18 protein-coding genes are annotated in these 18,436 nt (G+C 47.2%); 12 read left to right on the forward strand and 6 right to left on the reverse strand.

Translation table 11 applies throughout. The annotated features are described in order from the left end of the window. Positions 1-13 precede the first annotated feature (13 nt). The 10 genes from BWM17_RS04330 (at position 14) to BWM17_RS04375 (ending at position 6,546) form a co-directional block, all read left to right on the forward strand. Entirely contained in the window at positions 14-214 is a 201-nt protein-coding gene (locus BWM17_RS04330; protein WP_309492707.1) for a hypothetical protein, read from the forward strand. Beyond that, positions 204-428, forward strand: coding sequence for a hypothetical protein (locus BWM17_RS04335; protein ID WP_309492708.1), 225 nt, complete (start codon positions 204-206; stop codon positions 426-428). The genes BWM17_RS04330 and BWM17_RS04335 overlap by 11 nt, the downstream gene beginning before the upstream one ends. Before the next feature lie 144 nt (positions 429-572). Further along, complete coding sequence (locus tag BWM17_RS04340) at positions 573-2,495, forward strand: hypothetical protein (RefSeq protein WP_309492709.1); 1,923 nt, start codon at positions 573-575, stop codon at positions 2,493-2,495. A gap of 43 nt (positions 2,496-2,538) precedes the next feature. After that, positions 2,539-2,703, forward strand: a complete 165-nt coding sequence (locus tag BWM17_RS04345) for a hypothetical protein (RefSeq protein ID WP_309492710.1) — start codon at positions 2,539-2,541, stop codon at positions 2,701-2,703. 36 nt (positions 2,704-2,739) lie between these two features. Continuing rightward, the gene (locus BWM17_RS04350; protein WP_309492711.1) at positions 2,740-3,327 is read left to right on the forward strand and encodes a hypothetical protein; all 588 of its coding nucleotides are present in this window, start codon (positions 2,740-2,742) and stop codon (positions 3,325-3,327) included. After that, a complete protein-coding gene (locus BWM17_RS04355; protein ID WP_309492712.1) occupies positions 3,314-3,583 on the forward strand; it encodes a hypothetical protein in 270 nt (89 codons plus the stop codon). The genes BWM17_RS04350 and BWM17_RS04355 overlap by 14 nt, the downstream gene beginning before the upstream one ends. After that, positions 3,580-3,897: a hypothetical protein gene (locus tag BWM17_RS04360; RefSeq protein ID WP_309492713.1), complete on the forward strand. Its 318-nt coding sequence runs from the start codon at positions 3,580-3,582 to the stop codon at positions 3,895-3,897. The genes BWM17_RS04355 and BWM17_RS04360 overlap by 4 nt, the downstream gene beginning before the upstream one ends. Before the next feature lie 330 nt (positions 3,898-4,227). Continuing rightward, positions 4,228-4,461 carry a hypothetical protein gene (locus BWM17_RS04365; RefSeq protein ID WP_309492714.1) on the forward strand — a complete coding sequence of 78 codons (234 nt, stop codon included), beginning with the start codon at positions 4,228-4,230 and terminating at the stop codon, positions 4,459-4,461. Positions 4,462-4,565: 104 nt separating this feature from the next. Further along, on the forward strand, positions 4,566-5,579 hold the full coding sequence (locus tag BWM17_RS04370) for a hypothetical protein (RefSeq protein WP_309492715.1): 1,014 nt from the start codon (positions 4,566-4,568) through the stop codon (positions 5,577-5,579). Then, the gene (locus BWM17_RS04375) at positions 5,572-6,546 is read left to right on the forward strand and encodes a hypothetical protein (RefSeq protein ID WP_309492716.1); all 975 of its coding nucleotides are present in this window, start codon (positions 5,572-5,574) and stop codon (positions 6,544-6,546) included. Before BWM17_RS04370 ends, BWM17_RS04375 begins: the two co-directional genes overlap by 8 nt. 204 nt (positions 6,547-6,750) lie before the next feature. Here the strand turns inward: BWM17_RS04375 and BWM17_RS04380 are convergent, their stop codons facing one another. Beyond that, entirely contained in the window at positions 6,751-6,978 is a 228-nt protein-coding gene (locus tag BWM17_RS04380; protein ID WP_309492717.1) for a hypothetical protein, read from the reverse strand. Between BWM17_RS04380 and BWM17_RS04385 the strand changes: the two genes are divergently transcribed. After that, positions 6,956-7,654 (forward strand): DUF5131 family protein, encoded by a 699-nt coding sequence (locus BWM17_RS04385; protein ID WP_309492718.1) that lies wholly within the window; start codon positions 6,956-6,958, stop codon positions 7,652-7,654. The genes BWM17_RS04380 and BWM17_RS04385 overlap by 23 nt on opposite strands. Positions 7,655-7,800: 146 nt before the next feature. Here BWM17_RS04385 and BWM17_RS04390 read toward each other — a convergent pair whose 3' ends face one another. From BWM17_RS04390 to BWM17_RS04410, 5 genes are read right to left on the reverse strand one after another with little or no spacing between them, the layout of a single operon-like run. Further along, positions 7,801-7,935, reverse strand: a complete 135-nt coding sequence (locus BWM17_RS04390) for a hypothetical protein (RefSeq protein WP_309492720.1) — start codon at positions 7,933-7,935, stop codon at positions 7,801-7,803. Positions 7,936-7,956: 21 nt separating this feature from the next. Continuing rightward, positions 7,957-10,512 (reverse strand): SMC family ATPase, encoded by a 2,556-nt coding sequence (locus BWM17_RS04395; RefSeq protein WP_309492721.1) that lies wholly within the window; start codon positions 10,510-10,512, stop codon positions 7,957-7,959. Then, complete coding sequence (locus BWM17_RS04400) at positions 10,478-11,767, reverse strand: DNA repair exonuclease (protein ID WP_309492722.1); 1,290 nt, start codon at positions 11,765-11,767, stop codon at positions 10,478-10,480. The genes BWM17_RS04395 and BWM17_RS04400 overlap by 35 nt, the downstream gene beginning before the upstream one ends. Positions 11,768-11,788: 21 nt before the next feature. Then, a complete protein-coding gene (locus BWM17_RS04405) occupies positions 11,789-13,558 on the reverse strand; it encodes an ATP-binding protein (RefSeq protein WP_309492723.1) in 1,770 nt (589 codons plus the stop codon). 2 nt (positions 13,559-13,560) lie between these two features. Further along, complete coding sequence (locus BWM17_RS04410) at positions 13,561-14,829, reverse strand: hypothetical protein (protein ID WP_309492724.1); 1,269 nt, start codon at positions 14,827-14,829, stop codon at positions 13,561-13,563. Between the two features lie 318 nt (positions 14,830-15,147). On the opposite strand from BWM17_RS04410, the gene BWM17_RS04415 reads away from it, so the two are divergent. Further along, positions 15,148-18,423: an SNF2-related protein gene (locus tag BWM17_RS04415; protein ID WP_309492725.1), complete on the forward strand. Its 3,276-nt coding sequence runs from the start codon at positions 15,148-15,150 to the stop codon at positions 18,421-18,423. The last annotated feature ends 13 nt before the right edge of the window (positions 18,424-18,436 follow it).

Here is an 18,436-nt window from a genome sequence, read left to right on the forward strand (position 1 = left end):
TCGGGGATGCGCCGTGTTCGAGGAGCTGGGCGACGAGGAGCTGAAGAGCCGCTACCTCAGCCTCTACGAGGCCGTGTTCGTGGTTGAGTGTTTCGGCAGCCACGACGTCTACGAGCTCATGGCTTTGGAGGACGAGCTGGCGAGGAGAGGCTACAGGGTAAGGGAAAGCCTTCCGGAGGTCGTGAAGGTGGAGGAGGAAGAGGTTGAAGGTTGAAGAGGTGGGGAAAGGCGTTTACAGGGTTTTCCCCGACAAGGACGACTACCTGATAATCTACACCAGCCGCGGAGCCGTGGACATCGACCTCAAAACCCTCACCATCGACCTGAACCCGGACGCCACGGCCAGCTTCAAGGTTACCGGCTACGACAGGAAGCTGAGAGCCCTCACCCTTCACAAGCCCGAGCGGGCCTCTTTCGGGGTAGGGTGATGTGGGATAAGAGGATATGTGCCTCTTGCCTCAGAAGACGAGGCTGCGCTTTGAAGAACACGCCCCTAAGGATGGCGTGGGTATGCTTCGAGCAGGACCCTGACCAGCCGCCGCCCGATAAGCGAGCAGGGCTGCTGGAGGCGGATGTCTAAGGCTCCCGGAGCTGAGGGCGGCTCTTCGGGGATACCCATGGACAGCTCTAAGACAGACCAACCGACCAAGCAGGCTAAAGGGCGACTCCGAGTCGACGGCCCCTTCCTCAAAGGCCTCATCGCCTGGATGCAGCGGGTGGCCGGAGAGGCCACCATCACCCTCGACGCCGAAGGCCTCCGGTTCGCCTACATGGACCCCAGCCATGTGGCCATGGCCGCGGGCAGGCTGACGCCCCAGGCCTTCGCCGAATACGCGGTGGCCCAGGCCGGCTGCTTCGCCGTGGACCTGGCAGACCTGGCGAAGGCGCTCAAAGGCGTCAAGAAAGGCGTGGAGGTCGGCGTCTCCGTGGACGAGAAACATGTGGCGGTAAGCTTCGACGGCGAAACCGTCCGCCTGCCGGTGCTGCCGCCCAGCGACGAGGCAGACCCACCCGAGCCCAAGCTGGCCCACGAGGCTCGGCTGAGGCTGATGCGCGGAGCCCTGCTGGACGCGGTGCGGAAGGCGGGGCAGGTGAGCGACCAGCTGGTCCTGAAGGCCACGCCCAACGCCCTCCTGGTCAGGGCGTTCAGCGAAACAGGCGACTACGAGAAAACCCTAGACCGCCACGGCGCATACATGCTGGACTTCCACAGCCCCTCCAACCGAACCGTCAAAGCCCTCTACGGAGCCTCGTTCCTCGAAGACCTCCTCACCTTCCCCGCGGAGCTGGTCACCGTCGAATTCTCCACCGAAAAGCCCGTGGCCCTCACCTTCGAGGACTACGCCTGGACGGTTCGAGGGTGGCTGGCTCCGAGGATCGGAGGCGAATACGAGCCCCGGGTCACGGTCAGGCTCTTGGAGGGCCACCCGGGAGTCTACGACGAGGACGGCCAGTTCCACGGAGCCCAAGGCTTCAAGGCCGGTGAAATCGCCACCCTCCCCCGGTCTGCCGCGGCCAGGCTGCTGGAAGACGGCAGAGCCGCCCTGAAGCTGACCCCGGACCCGGCTGAGGGCGTGGAGCCCCTGCCCCTGGGGGCGGTGAAGCTGAAAAGGCGGAGCAAGGGCAAAGGGTGGCTGCTCAGCCGCAGCGGAGACACGGCCAAGGACGACGCCGAGCAGCTGGCAGGGAGGCTGCTGAAAGCCCTGGAGGCGGCGGAGGGGGACTACCCCGGCAGGCTGCTGGCCGCCGAGAAACCCTACACCGGGCAGGAGGCCACCCTCTACGTCATGGCGGAGCGCAGCCGGAAAAGCTACGCCCACGCCGGCCGCTACGGGCTGCCGGTGGTGAAGGTTCTGGAAGTCGCCGAGGAACCCTTCGGCGAGCACCCGTCCTACGGCTACACCGACTGGAAGCCGCTGGAGGCGGAAGGCGAAGAAGCTGAGCAGGCTGCCAAGGCCGCTGCCGCCGAGCAGGCGGAGGAGGCGGAGGCTGGCGAGGAAGAAGGCGGAGGCTGCGAGTGGAGCCGCAGCGAGGAGGCTGACCGATACAGGGAGGAAATGCGCCGTCTGGACGAGGAGCTGAGGAAACTCGGCCTCCTGGAGGAGCTGCGAGGCCTTGAAACCCTCAAAGTCAGAGAGCTGGCCGAGAGGGTGAAAGCCCAACCCGGCGAAGCCGTCCTCGCCACCCTAGACCGGGCCCTAGCCGTCCACGAGGAGTTCTACCGCAAACTCTACGCAGCCTACGGATGGAAACTCGAAGACCTAAAGGAAGGACAGGCCCCCGAGGTCTCCGACATTTTAAAGATGAGGCGATGGCTCACGGGATTCCTGAAGCGGAAAGCCGAAAAACCCGAGCCCAAGCCCGAAGGCACAAGGCGGGCTAAGAAGGCGTGGGTGAAGATTTGGCTGAAGCGAGGCCGGAGGGACCGAGCCGAGCAGCTGGCCGACGAGCTGGGCATCAGCCTGGAGGCTGTGGAAAAGGAGCTGGAAGGCTAACCCCAGCCTCCCCATTTTTCGGGGGACGTTTCGGGGATACACCGTGCAGTATCTCAGGCTCTATGCGGTGGTCAAGGACGCTCAGGTGGACGCTGAAGGGCAGGTGTGGCTGTGCCTAGCCCGCGTGCAGAGGGCTGTCGCCGAGCTCAACGTCAAAGCCCTCCGCGACATCCGAGGCAAACCCATAATTTTGACCGTGGATGTCTGACAGGTTTATATGCGAAAACAGGGGAAGTGTTCATGGATGACAGCCCGAAGGTTCAAACAGTCCCCGCTTGGGAGAAGCTTCAGAGACGTGGTCTCCGCCGCCTTGGAGCTCCTGGAGAGAAGCGGGCTGAGCTACGCCTTGACGGGGGGAGCTGCGCTGCCCTACTTTGGAAGGGCCAGGGCGACGGCGGACGTGGACCTGGTGGTGGAACACGACGAGGAGAAGCTGAGAAGATTCGTCGAGGAGCTGAACAGAGGCGGCTTCACCGTCCCTTGGGAGTGGGTGGAGCGGTCCTTGGAGGAGAAAACCCACTTCACCGTCCAGGACACGCTCTCCCCCTACCGGCTGGACGTCAAAGTCCTGCAGCCGGGAGAGGGTTTGGGGCGGACCGTGGAGGCGGTGGTGGACGGCAGGCCGATGCGCCTCACCGCCCCGGAGGAGCTGGTCGCCCTCAAGCTCCGCCTCGGCAGCGACCTAGACCTGGAGGACGCCCGGAGCATCGTAGCCCGGCAGGGAAGCCGCCTCGACGTGCAGTATCTGCTCAGAAAGGCGGAGGAGCAGGGAGTCAGGGAAAAGGCCGTTAAGCTTCTCGAAGAGGAGGGAGTTGAAGTTGGAGAGGCGTGAAGAGAGACGGCGGGCCGCCAAGGCCTCCGCGGAGGCTCTGAAAGGCTACGACCCGCTCCAAGTGGTCAGCGACCTCAGCGACTACGCCCTCAGCCTCGCCGAGGCCGGGATAAGGCAGCAGAACCCTAACATGTCCGAAGAGCAGGTCAGGGAGGAGCTCCGCCGCCTGGCCGAGTGGAGCAGCCCCTCAGCCTGGCGGGGAAAGGCAGGGCAAGCCCGCCGCGGGGGCCAGTTTTCTTTCGGGGACCAGCCGTGAAGTTCAGCGTCCGCCTTTTTTTCCACCTCCGCTCCCCGGACCCTTACCTCGACGCGAAAAGGGCAGCTCAGGCCGCCGCAGCCCGGCATGGAGCCGTCTTCGAAGGCGTGGACGACACCCTCAACGGCCTCTACGCCTCCCTGGAGCCGGGGGCCAAAGAGGTCATGGCCGCCTTCACCGTTGAACAGCCCACGGTGGAGGAAGCCCGCGAAGCGGCTGAGAGGCTTTACCGCCGCCTCCAAGGCCGACTGCGCCTGGGGTTCATGGAGCTGCCCAACCCGGAGGACAGGGTGGTTGTGGAGCGGAGTAAATGAAGTGCGCCTTGTTTTTTCTTCGGTATGGCGTTGTTCGGCGTAGGTGTTGCCACGATAGTTTACTTGCTGGGGGCTGGACTGGGCCATGTACTACTCACTGGCACCTCCAGCCAACCTAATAACCCCAATCAGCACAGCCATGTAAAAACCATGGAAACTTTTGCGTCCCGAGGTGAAACCGCCTCTATCCTTCAGCGAGCCAAAACAGTTTTCAGGGGGCAGTAATCACAGTAAGTGTTGCTACAGTTGAATGTCGGAGTCACTAAGTTGCCTTTTCCAGAAGGTTTTTAAAAAGCCACATATACAATGAAAAACCGGAAGGTGGTGGGTGTGAGTGAAGAAAATAATGCAAAAAATTTGGCCCGTCGATATTTTGAAAACAAATTCGGAACAAGGATAGTAAAATTAACAATCGGCGAAGCTGTCAAGGGAGCCGAATCTGAACCAGATGTATGGTATGTCAACTTTGAGTTAGAGGTTACGGGGGAAAACCCGGTGGCCGGCGCCGTCCCAGTGAACGTAAGAATGGGCACCATAAAAGAGCCATCAGAAGGATGGTTCTAGCGGTGAAAAAAGCTGGAAAGTGGTAGAATGCAACAGTATAATCTCGCTGCCATATTAAGAAATCGTTAGGAGCGGAGAGAAAAACGAAGATAAAGTCTCTCTATATGCCTGATACATGTCTTCAGGGTGACGAATTTCCAGCACATATAATCTGGGATAAGTTAGACAAAGTTGAGATATCCATCAGATACCCAGAAACAATAGAGGTCAAGGCGATTTATAATGTTCCAACAGATGGGATTGAAATCTCTGATGAGCGTTCTATTAAAATCACCGATTTCGAAGTAAACGGATATTTAGGAATCCTCTTCTGTTCTAGAATATTAGTCGACTTCAGAAAGCGTGAACGCGTACAATTCGAAATTTTAGATCTGCGAAACTCTTCTATAGAACGATTCACGAGAGAAATTGATCTATTTAGGCCAGCCCTAAAACTTGAAAGCGTCCCCCCTAGACTCAACATAAAATATGATTCTTCTACCCGCTCCTATAAGATTGGTGACAAGATTCGCATAAGGAATCTAGGTGATGGAACTGCGCTTATTAGTGTTGGAGTAGGTGAGGGGGACTTCCAAAGACATTATCCCCAAGGAATTGACGATTTTGCAAAGGCATTTGTGTGCGACTTGGAAATCAAATTAAACGTTATCAGGTCCGAATATCCCGAACACTCTTCGCTAATTGACAAATTCTTGTCTTTATTGAAACAGCCTATTACTCTTGACGGTAAAACGAAAGCAATAATTCAATCAGTTTTTAATGGTCTCGCAAGGGCGTTCGAGGAAAGCGAAGGCTTTTATAACAACTTCGTCTCAGCGGTTGCGATTTCATATCTAAAGAATATCCAATTGATAACTGAGCTGAAAACCTTCATGGAGTATTTAAATTCAATAGGTGAGGGAAGAATCATTCTCGTAAATTCGGTGGATGTACTGAAAGCCAAAAGAACTTCAGGACGAATGCATCTAGTCATTCAAATTACTGATCTCGCCTACAATGACTATCCCCCTATTGAACTCCCTTCTATCCCGGTAACATGCGAAGGTAGTGATGAAGTGCCGATTCACATGCTATTTGATTGGAAAGCGGGTCCCTTAAGGAGGGAAGAAGATGGTTGAAATTGGTGAAATTGGAGCAATTATTGGAACATGTTCTGCTCTAGCGGAAAAAGGCGTTGGGGAAATAATCAAGACTGCGTCGAAAATATACGAAACAATTAAAGGCTCCTACAAAGTCCTAAACCAAGAGATCGTGGTGCTCTGCCCTGAATCAGTCCAACACTTTTCTATCGCTTTCGAGGCCACAGGTGGATTCTTGAGTCAAAAGATTAAGTTTCCTTTTGGGAAACCACTTAGGGTGAGGCTTAGACCCTTGAGGTCATTGCAAGACCTATCCGAGGCAATCTTTCTTACTGAAGAAGGTTTTGAGATTAATACTCGGGGCATGCAAGCGGAGGACACTTTTCTATTAGATGTTGATTATAGGATTACAGACCCAAAATTCGTAGATGCTCTTGTCCAAAGAAATCACGCAAGAGAGTTACCGAAAGACAGAGAGAGCGAATACTGGATGCATGCTCAATTGAAACATCCTAAAGTCTTTCAGACAAAGTATGGTCGATTAGATCTCCGCGACGTAGATTTTAGCGTTAACGTTGGGATTAGTGAAGACATAAAAATGTCCATCCCTTCTGCGTTTAGAAGAGAACTAGAAGCTGGTGTGAAGCTTCTTATGGAACGGGACCCGCATAGGAAGTATATGCTCGGAAGAGAACATGTAAAGGCTATGAGAGCACGAGGCAAAGGAAAAAGTGTAATCGAACTTCTCGGAGATCTTCAAGATCTTTTCTTTCCAAGAACTTTCCGCAAGTTTGTTGAGGTGAAAAAAGACTTCCGTTATTCTGAGTGCCACAGGGGGAGCGATTTCTATGAGACAGTACCTTTTCCAACATGGCCGAAGACTATGAAAGTCATATCTAGAACTGATCTTGGACTTGAACGATACGCCGCAGAAGGAATTCTCGTGTATAAAAAGGCAGACTTTCTTGAACAGGTAAGCAAAATACTTGGCGTGAAGCTGAAGTAATCAAAACACCAATAGTAGTTATTATGTTTTAACGTTTTTATAATAGTTTTGACTAGCTGAGGGGACTTTAAAGTCGGAGCATAGATAAAGGGATAAAAGAATTAGAGATTACTTTGGTTCCGCTTTTCCTTCATATTTTTTGCGTAAGTTTCTCATATTCTTCGCTAACCCATCTGCTGTCTTCCTCGAAATCTTTGAGTATGCCTAGTTTTCGGTGCACTCCAGCCCCATGTCTGAGGTGGTTGGGGGTGCTCCTCGAACCTTGTAGGGGCCTCGGCGGAAAAGAGCCGGCGGCTTCTTAGAGCCACCATATTTAAGGGCGCTGATTCTTTCGGGGATTACCGTGGAAAGCGCCTTAGGCTTGCTGTCGAAGATTTTTCTAGCGGTGCCCCTGTTGGCTGCGAAGCGCATGTACCATGAGGCCCGGGACACCTGGAATCCGTATGTCGGCTGCCTGCACGACTGCCTCTACTGCAAGAAATCCTTCCAACGCCAAGTGGCCAGGGTCGGCCGCATCTTCGGCTGCGAGGGCTGCATCCGCTACCAGCCCCACTTCCACCCTGAGAGGCTGAGCCGCCGGCTGCCCAGGACAGGCCCCGGGCAGTTTATCTTCGCCTGCGACTGCGGAGACTGGACGTTCGCCCGCCCCGAGTGGAGGGCCGCCGTCCTCCGCCGCATAGCCGAGCTTCCCGACCGTACTTTTCTCATCCAGTCCAAGAATCCCGCCTGCTTCCAGAAGGACAGCTTCCCCCCCAACGTCATCCTGGGAACGACCATCGAAACCAACCGGGACGAGCTGGGCAGGGCGATCTCCAAGGCCCCGCCTCCCTCAGCCCGCTACGCCGCGATGGCCACCCTCCGGTGGCCGAGGAAGATGGTCACCGTGGAGCCCATCATGGACTTCGACCCCGACACCCTCCTGCGGTGGGTGAAGGACATCAGCCCCCTCTGCGTCTACGTGGGCTACGACAGCCGCCTCACCGGGCTGCCGGAGCCGCCCCGGGCAAAGACCGAAGCCTTCATGGCGGCCGTGGAGGAAGCGGGCATCCCGGTGAGGCGGAAGCTCATCAGAGAAGCCCAACCCAGCCGCCCCGGGTTGCGAGGCTAGGGTCGCTTCTTTTTTCGGGGGAGCGGTTTGGCTAAGCTGTTCTTGGTCACGGAGGACAAGGAGCAGACATGGTTTCTGGTCGAAGCTGACTCTGTGGCCAGCTCTCTAAGGTGGCTGAAGGGAAGGCTTACCGATGCGTAAAGTCTTTACATCAGTGGCAATCTTAACAGTCTTTTTTTAACATGGGGGTCTTCTTTAGCATCGATCACCATAAAAGCTAGGGAAATTGCAATTTCAGTGACTTCTTCTTCGGTTAGCTTTAAATTTTTCTCGTTTCCCAACAAGATAAATCCCCTAGGATTTTAATTAGCTTGATTTAGGGTTATTGCAGGTGTGAAGGTTATATTACTGTTGCCGCCTTCGCTTTTCACTAGAATTCGATGGACTTTACTTGCGTCGATTCCTTCCAGTTGCGTATGAGTTATTAAAAAGATCTGTCTAAATGACTGATCCTGGATGAGGCTATTCATTACGCTTGGACGGCGCATGTAATCCAAGCTGGCGAGTGGTTCATCCATAATGAGGCAGTTGATTATCGGTGCTCTCAGTTTTTCTGTTTTGAATGGTCTAACTCTAGCCATCAGTCGGGAGATGGCCATTCGGAGGGCCAGGCCTAGTGCGACCTTATCGCCGCCACTCAGGTTTCCTCGAAACTTCTGAAAACCATCCATTAGGTCATTTAAAGTTAGGTCTACACCTATAGTTTCACGTCCACCCCTGACTACATGGGATGTTGAGTATATCTCTTGAACCTGATATCTGCCCGTCGTGAAAGCGAAAAGATAATTGTTGGTAGCATCTTTTAAAGCGCTGAAGAGGCGTGTCTGAATAATGTACTCTGATATGAAGCCGCCGACGGTTGTCCGAAGGTATCTAACATGTTTAAGTCTTTCTTCTTTCTTTTTCTTCTCCTTCTCTTTTTGGTTCAGCTGACTGATGGTCTCTTTTAAATATTTTAGCTCTTCCATCTGCTTTTTGACTTCCGCTTTAAGCTCTTTAACTCTCTCCGCATTATTCTGATAGTCTCTTTCTAATGCAATCCTTAAGTCTCTGAGGCTTTCAAGACTGTCTACTGCAAAGTCCTTTAATATCACCTCAACACTTGCGTATTTCAAGTCAGCCAGAATATTGTCAAGTTTTGATGTAGCTTCTTTCTTCGCTCTAATTAATTTGTTCCTTTTTCCCAGGTCTCCTTTGATTTCAGTGGCCGCCTTCTCTATCGCTTTTTGCTCTTTACCTATCTTCTTAGGAATCTCTTTCAAATCTCCCTCAAGTCGTTTTATTTCACTTTCGAGTAGAGCTCTCACTGAAATTAGTTCATCAATATTCTGGATCTGATAAGTCTCCAAAAATTTCTCTAAGGATGGAAATCCGATGGATCCAAGTTTGTGTGTGAAGGAATTATTTTCTTTTATTAACCTATTACATATCCCTTCGAGTCTCCTAAAGATTGAGAACAGATCGCGTAATGCTTTGCATTCTTTGTTTAGGTCTTTAAGTTTCTTATCTGACCGTACTTTCTTTTCCGACATCTCGGCAACCGTTTGTTCAATACCTTTGAGCCGCTTTTCCAGCCTAGAGAGGATGTATTTCCTTTCATCATCTGAGACCACCGGTCTAAGACATGAGGGGCACTCGCCTTCTTTTTCAAGCCTCTCTGCACTTAATTCTTTAAATTTGACCTCTGCCTTGAGGAGAGCCATGTTATCTTTAAGCTTCTCTAGTTCTTTCTCAACTTCTTCCAGTTGGGCTTCTCTTTCCTGAAGCTGTTTCTCTACCGTTGGAGTCTCGTCTTTAACCCTGTGTGGGTGTTCCTCAGGCTTAAAATTTAGTGCTAAGTTCTCGTCTTTTACAAGTTCCTTTATCTGGCTCTGAAGCTCAACAATCTTTTCATGATGCCTATTGATCTCCTTTATTTTATCTAGGGTCGGTATGTTCCCTAATTTTTCCGTGGCTCTTCGTAAATCCGCTTCTGCTTTTTCTTTATTTTCTTGTAGAGTTCTTAGCTCTTTTTCATGCTCGGCTTTTTCATCGGTGGATCGTCTGATCTTCTCCTCTAAATGTCCTAGTTCCTTCTCAGCTTGAGCGACATTATCCAATAGCTCTTTGATACTAGATATGGTGTCTTTTTCTGGAATTCTTTTAAGCTCAACCTCAATCTCGCGTTGGCTCTTTTCCAGCCGCTTCTTGTGTTCCTCAAGTTCAGATATCTTCTCTTCAAGTCGTTCCTTATCCCTTTCTTTATCGGGTAGCTTTGCCGTTTCTCGTTCGATCTCATGGATCTCCCTCTCTAAAGCTTTTTCATCCTGCAGAAGTATATCGGAGTGTATCTGATCCAATTCGTCGAGGTTGAACAATGTGCTGATAATACTTCGGAGCAGTGTAGGTGGTGCGGTAGCTAGGGAATCAACTTCCCCCTGTCGGATGAAGACAGTGTGCAATGCGTTCTCTCTCGATATGCCCATTAATTCTTCAAGCTTAGATTCTACACGTCCGCTACCCTCTTCCATTACTACGAATTTATCGCCAGAACGTCTGCTCAAAACCGCATCAGCACCTGTCTTTCCCCGCATGTATCTTCTGATAACCTGATATTCCTCACCACCCACTTCAAATTCTAATGTTACCTTACATTCAGAGTGTTTCTTTTTCACAAGCTGGTCTTGTTTCTCAACCGGAACCGCAAGTGTTCCCCATAGAGCCCATAAAATTGCCTCTATTAGACTGGTCTTGCCGCTCGAGTTTAAGCCTTCAACAACGAAGAGACCTTCAGGAAGACTCTGAGCGAAATCCCCAGAAGGTAGCTCAATCTTATCGAAAGGCTTAAACCGTTCGGCGATAAGCCTTAAAACCTTCATCACTTTTCCTCCATTTTTTCATTGCCTCGACGAAGAGTTCAGTCAGCAGATTTAGGTTGTACTCCTTGGGAATGAGGTTCTTTTTCCTCTTTTCTTCTATGTAGTTTTTGAAGTCCTTCGCGGGATCTTCTATCAGATACTCTATGTCCACATAACTGATGCTGGGTGGTAAGGTTGAAGCCTTTATGGGTGGTCGGCCAATTTTTAGTTGAATTATATTCAGGTTCCTGTCTGAAAGCCCTTTATTATATGCATAGTCGATTGCCTCAGAAATTTGGGTCACATTTCTACCAGATATTTCCCCTTCTAATGCTATCCTTACCCGCGCGGCCGTTTCGTAATCGTACGGTTTTCTAAAGCCCAGATTATCCAGTAGGTTAAAGATTCTCTTTACGATATCATGGGAAGAATCGTCAAGCTGAACTTGAACCGTTTCATTTACCATAGGTCTTGGCAGAGTTAAATGGACTTGTCTAATATCCGGTGCTTTATCCTTGTCTGCTTGAACGATGAGAAAACCTTTCTTATGGTCTTTCTCGTCGAATTTCCATCTCTCCGTCGAGCCAGAAAACCATGCCTTTTCTGTGACGCGACGCATACAGTGTTCATGTCCAAGGGCAATATAGTCGAATTCCATATTTAGAATAGTTTGGTCAAGAGTTCCATCAATTGGAGAGCCGTGGGCTATCGCTATATTAATTTTGTCTTTGTCTAGTTTTATGCTCTTGAGCCACTGCTGGTACTCTTCATACAAACCTATGGTTTCAAGAGTTGATGGTTCAATGTATGGAAACGCATAAACTCTAACTTCATCTTTTATATCAGCATATAATGGTTGCTTTTCACGGAATGTCTCTCTGAAACTCCAGTAAGTAAAAGCTCGTGTGTTATCGAAGGCGATAGCATACTCGTCCAATGTAGAATGCTTATATTCGACGTAACGACCATGATTTCCGTCGATGATTACAATGGGTATGTTTGCTGATTGGAGGTCTCTAAATGCTTTTGCAACAATTTTTCTAGCCATCTCTGGCGGAGGATAGGGATTGTATGACCATGGAGAATCGAATAAGTCTCCAGAGTGAATAACGAGGTCAATCTCATCTTTCCGGTCAACAATCTCTTTTACAGTCATTTCCAATGCCTTGTAGAAGTCGTCCTCAACAGGACGAACTTCTTGCCCTATTGTTCCAGGTCTCACATCATCGGGTCTATGGCCCAGATGGGTATCGGAAACATGAGCTATGACTACCAAAATTTATACCTCCCTAATTAGTTATAACACGGTTTTTGACCTTACCGGAGTTCCAGCCTTTGTCTGATACAGGGTCCTAGTCTTTTCATAGAGCGAGTCGAAAAGGGGTGTATAGATGACTAGTGGAGTATCTCGGTAACTTGCTGTTAGAATGATTTCACCTTTACCCAGAACTTTAAATTCGTTTTCAAAGCCGGTAATATCTTTGCTTGCATTAGAGATTGCTGCCCTTATCTCGTCTGCACTTGTTAAAGACATATTGAACTGTGTATTAATGCAGGATAAGATAATGTTATCCAGGGCTGTAACCTGCTGACTAATAACCGCCAAACCTAGCCGAAACTTTCGGCCCTGTCGGGCTATATCCTTGTATATGTTTTCAAACCTCATTATACGAGGTGTCAGAACCGATGGGGCTTCTTCTACCGTTATCAGAATGGGAGGCAACTCGTCTATTCTCCTCATTTCTTGTTCATCTTTGGAGTAATATTTCTTGGCTATGGACTGCCCTTTATTTCCGACAAAGTGTTCCCTAAACGTTCGTGGAATTCTTCTCTTCAGAATTTGGGCTTTAAATTCGCTCCAATTTGTTGACGATTTGACAGCCTTTCTTAATTCAAAAATGGTCCTTGCGATTACTGTTGTGGAGAGGAATTGTTCTAAATCCGAAAGGAGGCTGGTGTTGAATATAAGAATTCTGCCCTGCTCCAAGGCTTCAATTATCTTTATTAAAGTTGATTGTTCTGGGTTATCTACAAAGATGGCTGAACGTCTCACGAATTCCAGCCGCCTTTCTACGGCATTTATTGTTACATCAGGATATCGACCGCTAAAGTCTTCACCTATTTGGGTAATCCAATTTTCGTGGAAGTGTGCATACAGAGCGTTCATGTAACTGACCATTTGGTCGCTGACTTCCATGATTGAGGTGATGTCCAGCGGTAATATTTCTTGGTAGGCAATTCTTACATCTAATGACAACCTTCGAACGGCCTCAGCTGCCGTTTCACGGTGGGGTGTAAGGTAATAAAAGTCTTTGAAGAGTTCTCTTTTCGCTTCATCAGGCATTGAGTCTACAATAGACTGTATCCCATATTTTCTGATTCCCAAAGCAAACTCATCGTGGGGGTCTATGGCCAGCATTGAAGCTCTCTTACTATCACCACTCTGCCAAGACTTGAAGTTAAAGTCTACCACCGATTTTAGGAAAACTAGGAGGAAATTTGACTTTCCAGCGCCCGTAGTTCCAAAGATCCCTATATGTGTTGAGATGTGTTCTAACGGCAGATTTACTCTGACATTTAACACCTCTTCGCCTGCTAACAGGCTTCCTACAAAGATCTCTCCTTTCAGTTGACTGGATAGGATCTGTTCGATGGGTCTGTCACTTTTGTTAGGAATAGGCCGATAAATTATGGCAAAGTGTTCTGGAAGACGCCTAGGCATTTTAAAGTCCCATGAATGAGAACCTTCACCGCCAGCTTCAGCATATCCGAGTAGTTTCCCTGTAAGGTAAAGAAGTTTCTCTTTCTCAGCGCTGGCTAGATAGGCATCTCCCTCTACCACAAGAGTATCTGCGACCTTGCTTAACTCCCTTATCCGTCTTAGAATATTTATACAATCCATAGCGCGAAACAGAAAGATTCTCTTTCGACCTCCTCGTGTTGAGGGGATGAGGAACAATTCGCCTACGGCAACATCTTCATTTTTGGCTGATAAAGCCAATTCTGTGACTGAGCTCTCTGCTAATCTACCAAATCCTTCTGCCCATTTATCTATATCAAAACTCATTTTTATTCAAGTCCTATTCTTCGTCTAGGATTTAAGAGGGATTCCTCAGAAAAACCCTCTTCTTTACCTATTTCGATAACTCTCTCATAGAATAGATCTCTGTCCTCTCTAGTTAGGCTGCAGGATAGATGTGCAAAAGCTGGAGGACAAGGATAACCATACCATCTTGCGTCATGGGACATGAAGTCTATCTCTCGGAAAATATTGATTTCATTCATTCGCATCTTTTCCGCGTTATTATCATAAATCTTTGACTCCCACCACCTACGGTCAAAGTCCACCCTAAACGCGGGCATTGAGCTGGTGAAGCTGAAAAGATACGTTACACCTAATTCGGGGGGTATGCGTCGCTTCCGACATATTTTCAACTTTCCACCAGGGTCATCATTTCCGGGAATCCTACAAAACCAGTGAGCGTCGGGTCCATACTTCCTTCTCGCAAGTTGGATTATTTTCTCACCACCTGGGATCGTATGAGACTTACTGAGAGCCATAACAATTACGCCTTCTTTTCGAGCCCTGAAGCACAAATCCCTCAACATATAATCATGGAGAAGGTGAGGGTAATCATATCTGGCCGGGAAGAGAAGAGTAAGAGTTGTGTCCAGTATCACGTATTTTAGGTTAAGGTTCGAGTCTAACGCCCTCTTTGCCATCGAAATTTCCGCAGACCACCTAAGCATGTCAAGTATTCTCTCAGGAAGATGAACTGGTGGACTGATAACGAAGTCGCTTATGTCTGATTTTCCATATTTCCTTAAAATTTTGTCAACCGAATCTAACTTACCCTTTGTATAGTCGATGAAGTATGGGACCAACAAGTTATTCAAGTCATTGATCAGATAGACACGTTTCACATAATCAACAAAGTTTTGCCATAGAACATCCTCATCAAAAGACGACCAGAAGGCCACGGTTAACCTTCCACCATCAGGAATATACCCTTGGTTCCTTAACTCTTTCAGCTCCATTATTCGACCATCATTTGTTCCCGTATTGTGAACCGTTAACCCCACAGTTATTAGATACAGGAAGACATCCTCATATTGAACTACTGGAGCCATACCACTTCCATCAACAGCCCCTATCAGAAAATCATTTTCAAATTTGTACCCTGATGGAAAGGGCTTAAAACTAACTAAAAGCTCTTCAATCCTCTGAAGATCGCTGTCAAATAGATTTGCCTGAGCTATGTCACGATTCTTAATTTGGCGATAAGCAGACCGAACTTCATTTTCAAAGTCGGACGCGAAAGCCCGATCTGAAATCATTAAAGGAACCCTTCTTCTAAGGCTTGACCCATAGATATATTAAGTTTTGATGATATTTATAATTAAAGGTACCATAGATTGGTGCTATCTATGGTTAGCAAATACGAAAAAATAATCTATGAGATGCTTAGCTCAGAGCCAATAACCCCTAATGAAATTGCCCAAAAACTAAAAATAACGTATAAGACTGCTCAGAGAGCACTATTACATCTAGCGCTTACAAAGGAAGATATTGGATACAGAAACTCGGGGCGCATACACATTTTCTGGAAGAAAGACTTAGCAGAAGACTAAATTGAAGGTGAGGTTGAGCCCATCTTGGAAATTTTAGATAGACTTAAGAACAACATTTTTGAAGATGCATTATCATTTGACCTTCGTACCCAGGCAGAGTATTTATCTCTTACTCGAGATGTTGATTATCCTTTCTCGGCGTTAACCTCAAAGGCAAAACTATTGCCTCATCAAGTTGGAGTTGCCCATAAGGTCTTGAGCAGTATCAGGTCCGGCAGCCTATTGGCGGATGAAGTAGGGCTTGGAAAAACGATCGAGGCCGGCATGATTCTTAAGGAGTACTTATGTCGAAAGCAGATTAAGAAGATTCTAATACTAACTCCGGCGTCACTCACAACTCAGTGGCGTGACGAATTGAAATCGAAATTTGACGAAGGTTTCGTCATATATGATCAAGAAACGAGGAAAAATCTAGAGAGACGGCATGAAAACATTTGGAAAGCATATGACAAGGTTATTTGCTCAATAGATACAGCTAAACAACAACGTTACCGGAAGGATATAGTAACCGTCAACTGGGATATTATAATAGTTGATGAGGCTCATAAATTAAAGAACAGGAAAACCGAGAACTATAAGCTCTTAGAGGACTTACCTAAAAACCGCGTCTTTTTTCTGACCGCAACTCCGCTTCAAAATAAGCTAGAAGAGTTATATAATCTAATTAGCCTAATAGATGAGAAACTACTTGGAACGTATGACTCTTTCTCGATGAGATTTGTTGACGATACAAAAGGCTTGGTTCCTAATAATTTTGATGATTTGAAGCAACGTCTCCAAAAAGTAATGATTAGAAACAGGAGAAAAGATGTTTTTGGTGTAAGGTTCACGCAACGTTTTGGTGAAACAATTCCGTTTGAGTTGACTCCGGAAGAAAGAAGGCTGTACGACGAAGTGACAAAGTATGTCAAACAAGAATACTTGAAGGCTATGGAGCAGAACAAAGCTGGAAGAGGGTTTCTGCTCATTATCATGCAAAGAATGGTCTGTAGTAGTAGCTTCGCCATAAGAGATTCGTTAGGGCGTCGAATTCAACGTCTGGTAAAGATCTCTAAAGAGTATGACATAGTGCCTAAGCAACCTTCTCTGACGAGCATCAGCCACCCATATTTTGAGGCTTTAGGCGTAAATCATACTGCCACTAAAGATGAGATAAAAGCTGCTTATCGAACTTTGGCAAAGGAATACCATCCAGATATTTCGCCGCTACCTAAAGATGTTGCAGAGGAAAAGTTTAAGGAAATATCAGAGGCCTATGAGACGCTGACCGACGACAACAAAAGGAAGCGACTTATTGAGGAGCATGAGGATGCCGATATAAGTGATATCGCAAAAAATTTCACTCTGCTTCAGATGGAGCTAGAAAAACTTAATCAACTTTATGAATTAGCAAGCAAAATCACCAAGAACAGCAAAGGCGAAAAACTTATTGAGGCCCTCGAAGCGTTGAAGCGAGAAGAGCCAAACGAGAAAGTTCTTATATATACCGAATTCAGGTCAACACAAAGGTACCTTTATGAGCTTTTGACCTCAAAAGGCTATGAAGTCGCAATATTCAACGGCTCAATGAGTGTAGAAGAAAAGGATGAAGCAGTTAAGCAATGGCGTGAGAACAAACAGATAATGGTCTCAACTGAATGTGGAGGAGAAGGAAGGAACTTTCAGTTCTGCCACATAATGTTTAACTACGACCTTCCTTGGAATCCTATGAGAGTGGAACAGAGGATAGGTAGAATTCATCGGATAGGACAGGAGAAGAATGTGAAAATATTCAACTTCTCAACTAAAGAAACCATCGAAGAGTATGTGTTAGAATTACTCGAGACAAAGATTCAACTGTTCAAGGAAGTTATCGGTGAGCTTGATCTAATACTAGGCGATATAGTCGAGGATGCCAATCTTGAGAGGGTGATAATGGAAATCTTAGTTAAGGCTAAGACTTCCCAAGAGTTGAAGGAGAACTTCGAAGAGCTTGGCAGAAAGATACAGATAGCAAGAGAAGAGTTTAAGAAGGGTCTTAAAGACCTCGATGAAAGGGTTTATGCCGGGTTTGACCTCTCAGTTTATCGCCGAGTGATGGGAACTGAGCTTGAAAATCTAGTAATGAAAGAGAGAATAGTCATAAAACGTTTTTTCCTAAACTATTTAAAGAGTAAAAATTTAGACTTTAGATATCTAGAGCCGGAAGAAGCAGTTATATTCCAGATACCAGAGGAGTTTAAAAATATTATAAGTGATTTTGCGCAGAAGCAACGTCAATTTTACCTTAGAGAGCGAGATAGATTTTATGAATTGCTGGAAAAACCGCTTGAAATAGCTAAAGATATTCATGGGTTTATAGAGGATTGCGTGTGTAAGCTATGTAGTGGTCATACGATAAAATCCTGTTTCAATTGTTCAATTCATACGTATTTAGAGAATGTTGCCTTCCATGCGAATGCAGGATTTACTTCTATTCTGAAAAATGACCTTGACTATGTAACTTCTAATCGCTTTCGAGAGGATGTAGAAGGAAGAATTCTCAGAGGCAAGATCAAGGCTAGAGCTACATTTTCACCTGAAGTTGCACAGCAAGAAAACATTGAGTTGATCACTATTGGAAACAGGTTAGTCGAAAATGCGATTGAGGAATGCAAAAAGAAAGGACTGACCACCAAAAAACTGATAGACCTAAGCAAACATACGCTTAGAGGGTTTGAAAAATACAGTGGATTAAGAGGAATATTATTTAATTTTAAGGTTTCTTTCGAATCCTTCGATAAGAAAGAAGAGTTAATTCCAATTGTGATCGATTTAGACCATATGAAATATGAAGAAGAACTCTCAGGTGAGGTTAATTGGCTTTATAGCACCGAGCTTTTAGACCAAATTGCCATTAAATCAGATGAAGTCGACGAGGCCTATCAATTGGCGGTAAACGAGTTAAACACTAAGGTAAAAACTGAACTCGAAAAGATAAGAGGGAAGAATAAGATGTATTTCGAGGATGAGCTAAACAAGATTGAAACATACTACGACGATATTAGACACACCATGATTTTGAAGGAACGTGAATTGGAGGATAAATACGTAGACCTGATAGGCAGAATAAGGAACAGCCGTGAATTTGAAGCCAGAGAAAAATACAGAGAAGAACAGAGGAAAATTGAGATTCAACTAACGAAGTTGAGAAACGAAAATAACAGATTCTGGGAGGAGATGGTTAATAAAAGAGCTAAAGAGCTGAAAAAGCTTGAAGAACAAAATACAATAAAAACTAAGATAGAATTAATTAATTCAGCCCTCATTAAAATCAGTTGAGGGTCCCCGACTG

The sequence above is a fragment of the Candidatus Hecatella orcuttiae genome (assembly GCF_002009985.1).
GTDB classification, from domain to species: Archaea; Thermoproteota; Bathyarchaeia; order Hecatellales; family Hecatellaceae; genus Hecatella; species Hecatella orcuttiae.

What these genes read in the sequence shown, in the direction of transcription:
- BWM17_RS04410 (WP_309492724.1), bottom strand. Translation starts at nt 14,829, where the DNA reads ATGATTTCAGATCGGGCTTTCGCGTCCGACTTTGAAAATGAAGTTCGG.
- BWM17_RS04395 (WP_309492721.1), bottom strand. Translation starts at nt 10,512, where the DNA reads ATGAAGGTTTTAAGGCTTATCGCCGAACGGTTTAAGCCTTTCGATAAG.
- BWM17_RS04370 (WP_309492715.1), top strand. Translation starts at nt 4,566, where the DNA reads ATGCCTGATACATGTCTTCAGGGTGACGAATTTCCAGCACATATAATC.
- BWM17_RS04340 (WP_309492709.1), top strand. Translation starts at nt 573, where the DNA reads ATGTCTAAGGCTCCCGGAGCTGAGGGCGGCTCTTCGGGGATACCCATG.
- BWM17_RS04350 (WP_309492711.1), top strand. Translation starts at nt 2,740, where the DNA reads ATGACAGCCCGAAGGTTCAAACAGTCCCCGCTTGGGAGAAGCTTCAGA.
- BWM17_RS04385 (WP_309492718.1), top strand. Translation starts at nt 6,956, where the DNA reads ATGTACCATGAGGCCCGGGACACCTGGAATCCGTATGTCGGCTGCCTG.
- BWM17_RS04375 (WP_309492716.1), top strand. Translation starts at nt 5,572, where the DNA reads ATGGTTGAAATTGGTGAAATTGGAGCAATTATTGGAACATGTTCTGCT.
- BWM17_RS04405 (WP_309492723.1), bottom strand. Translation starts at nt 13,558, where the DNA reads ATGAGTTTTGATATAGATAAATGGGCAGAAGGATTTGGTAGATTAGCA.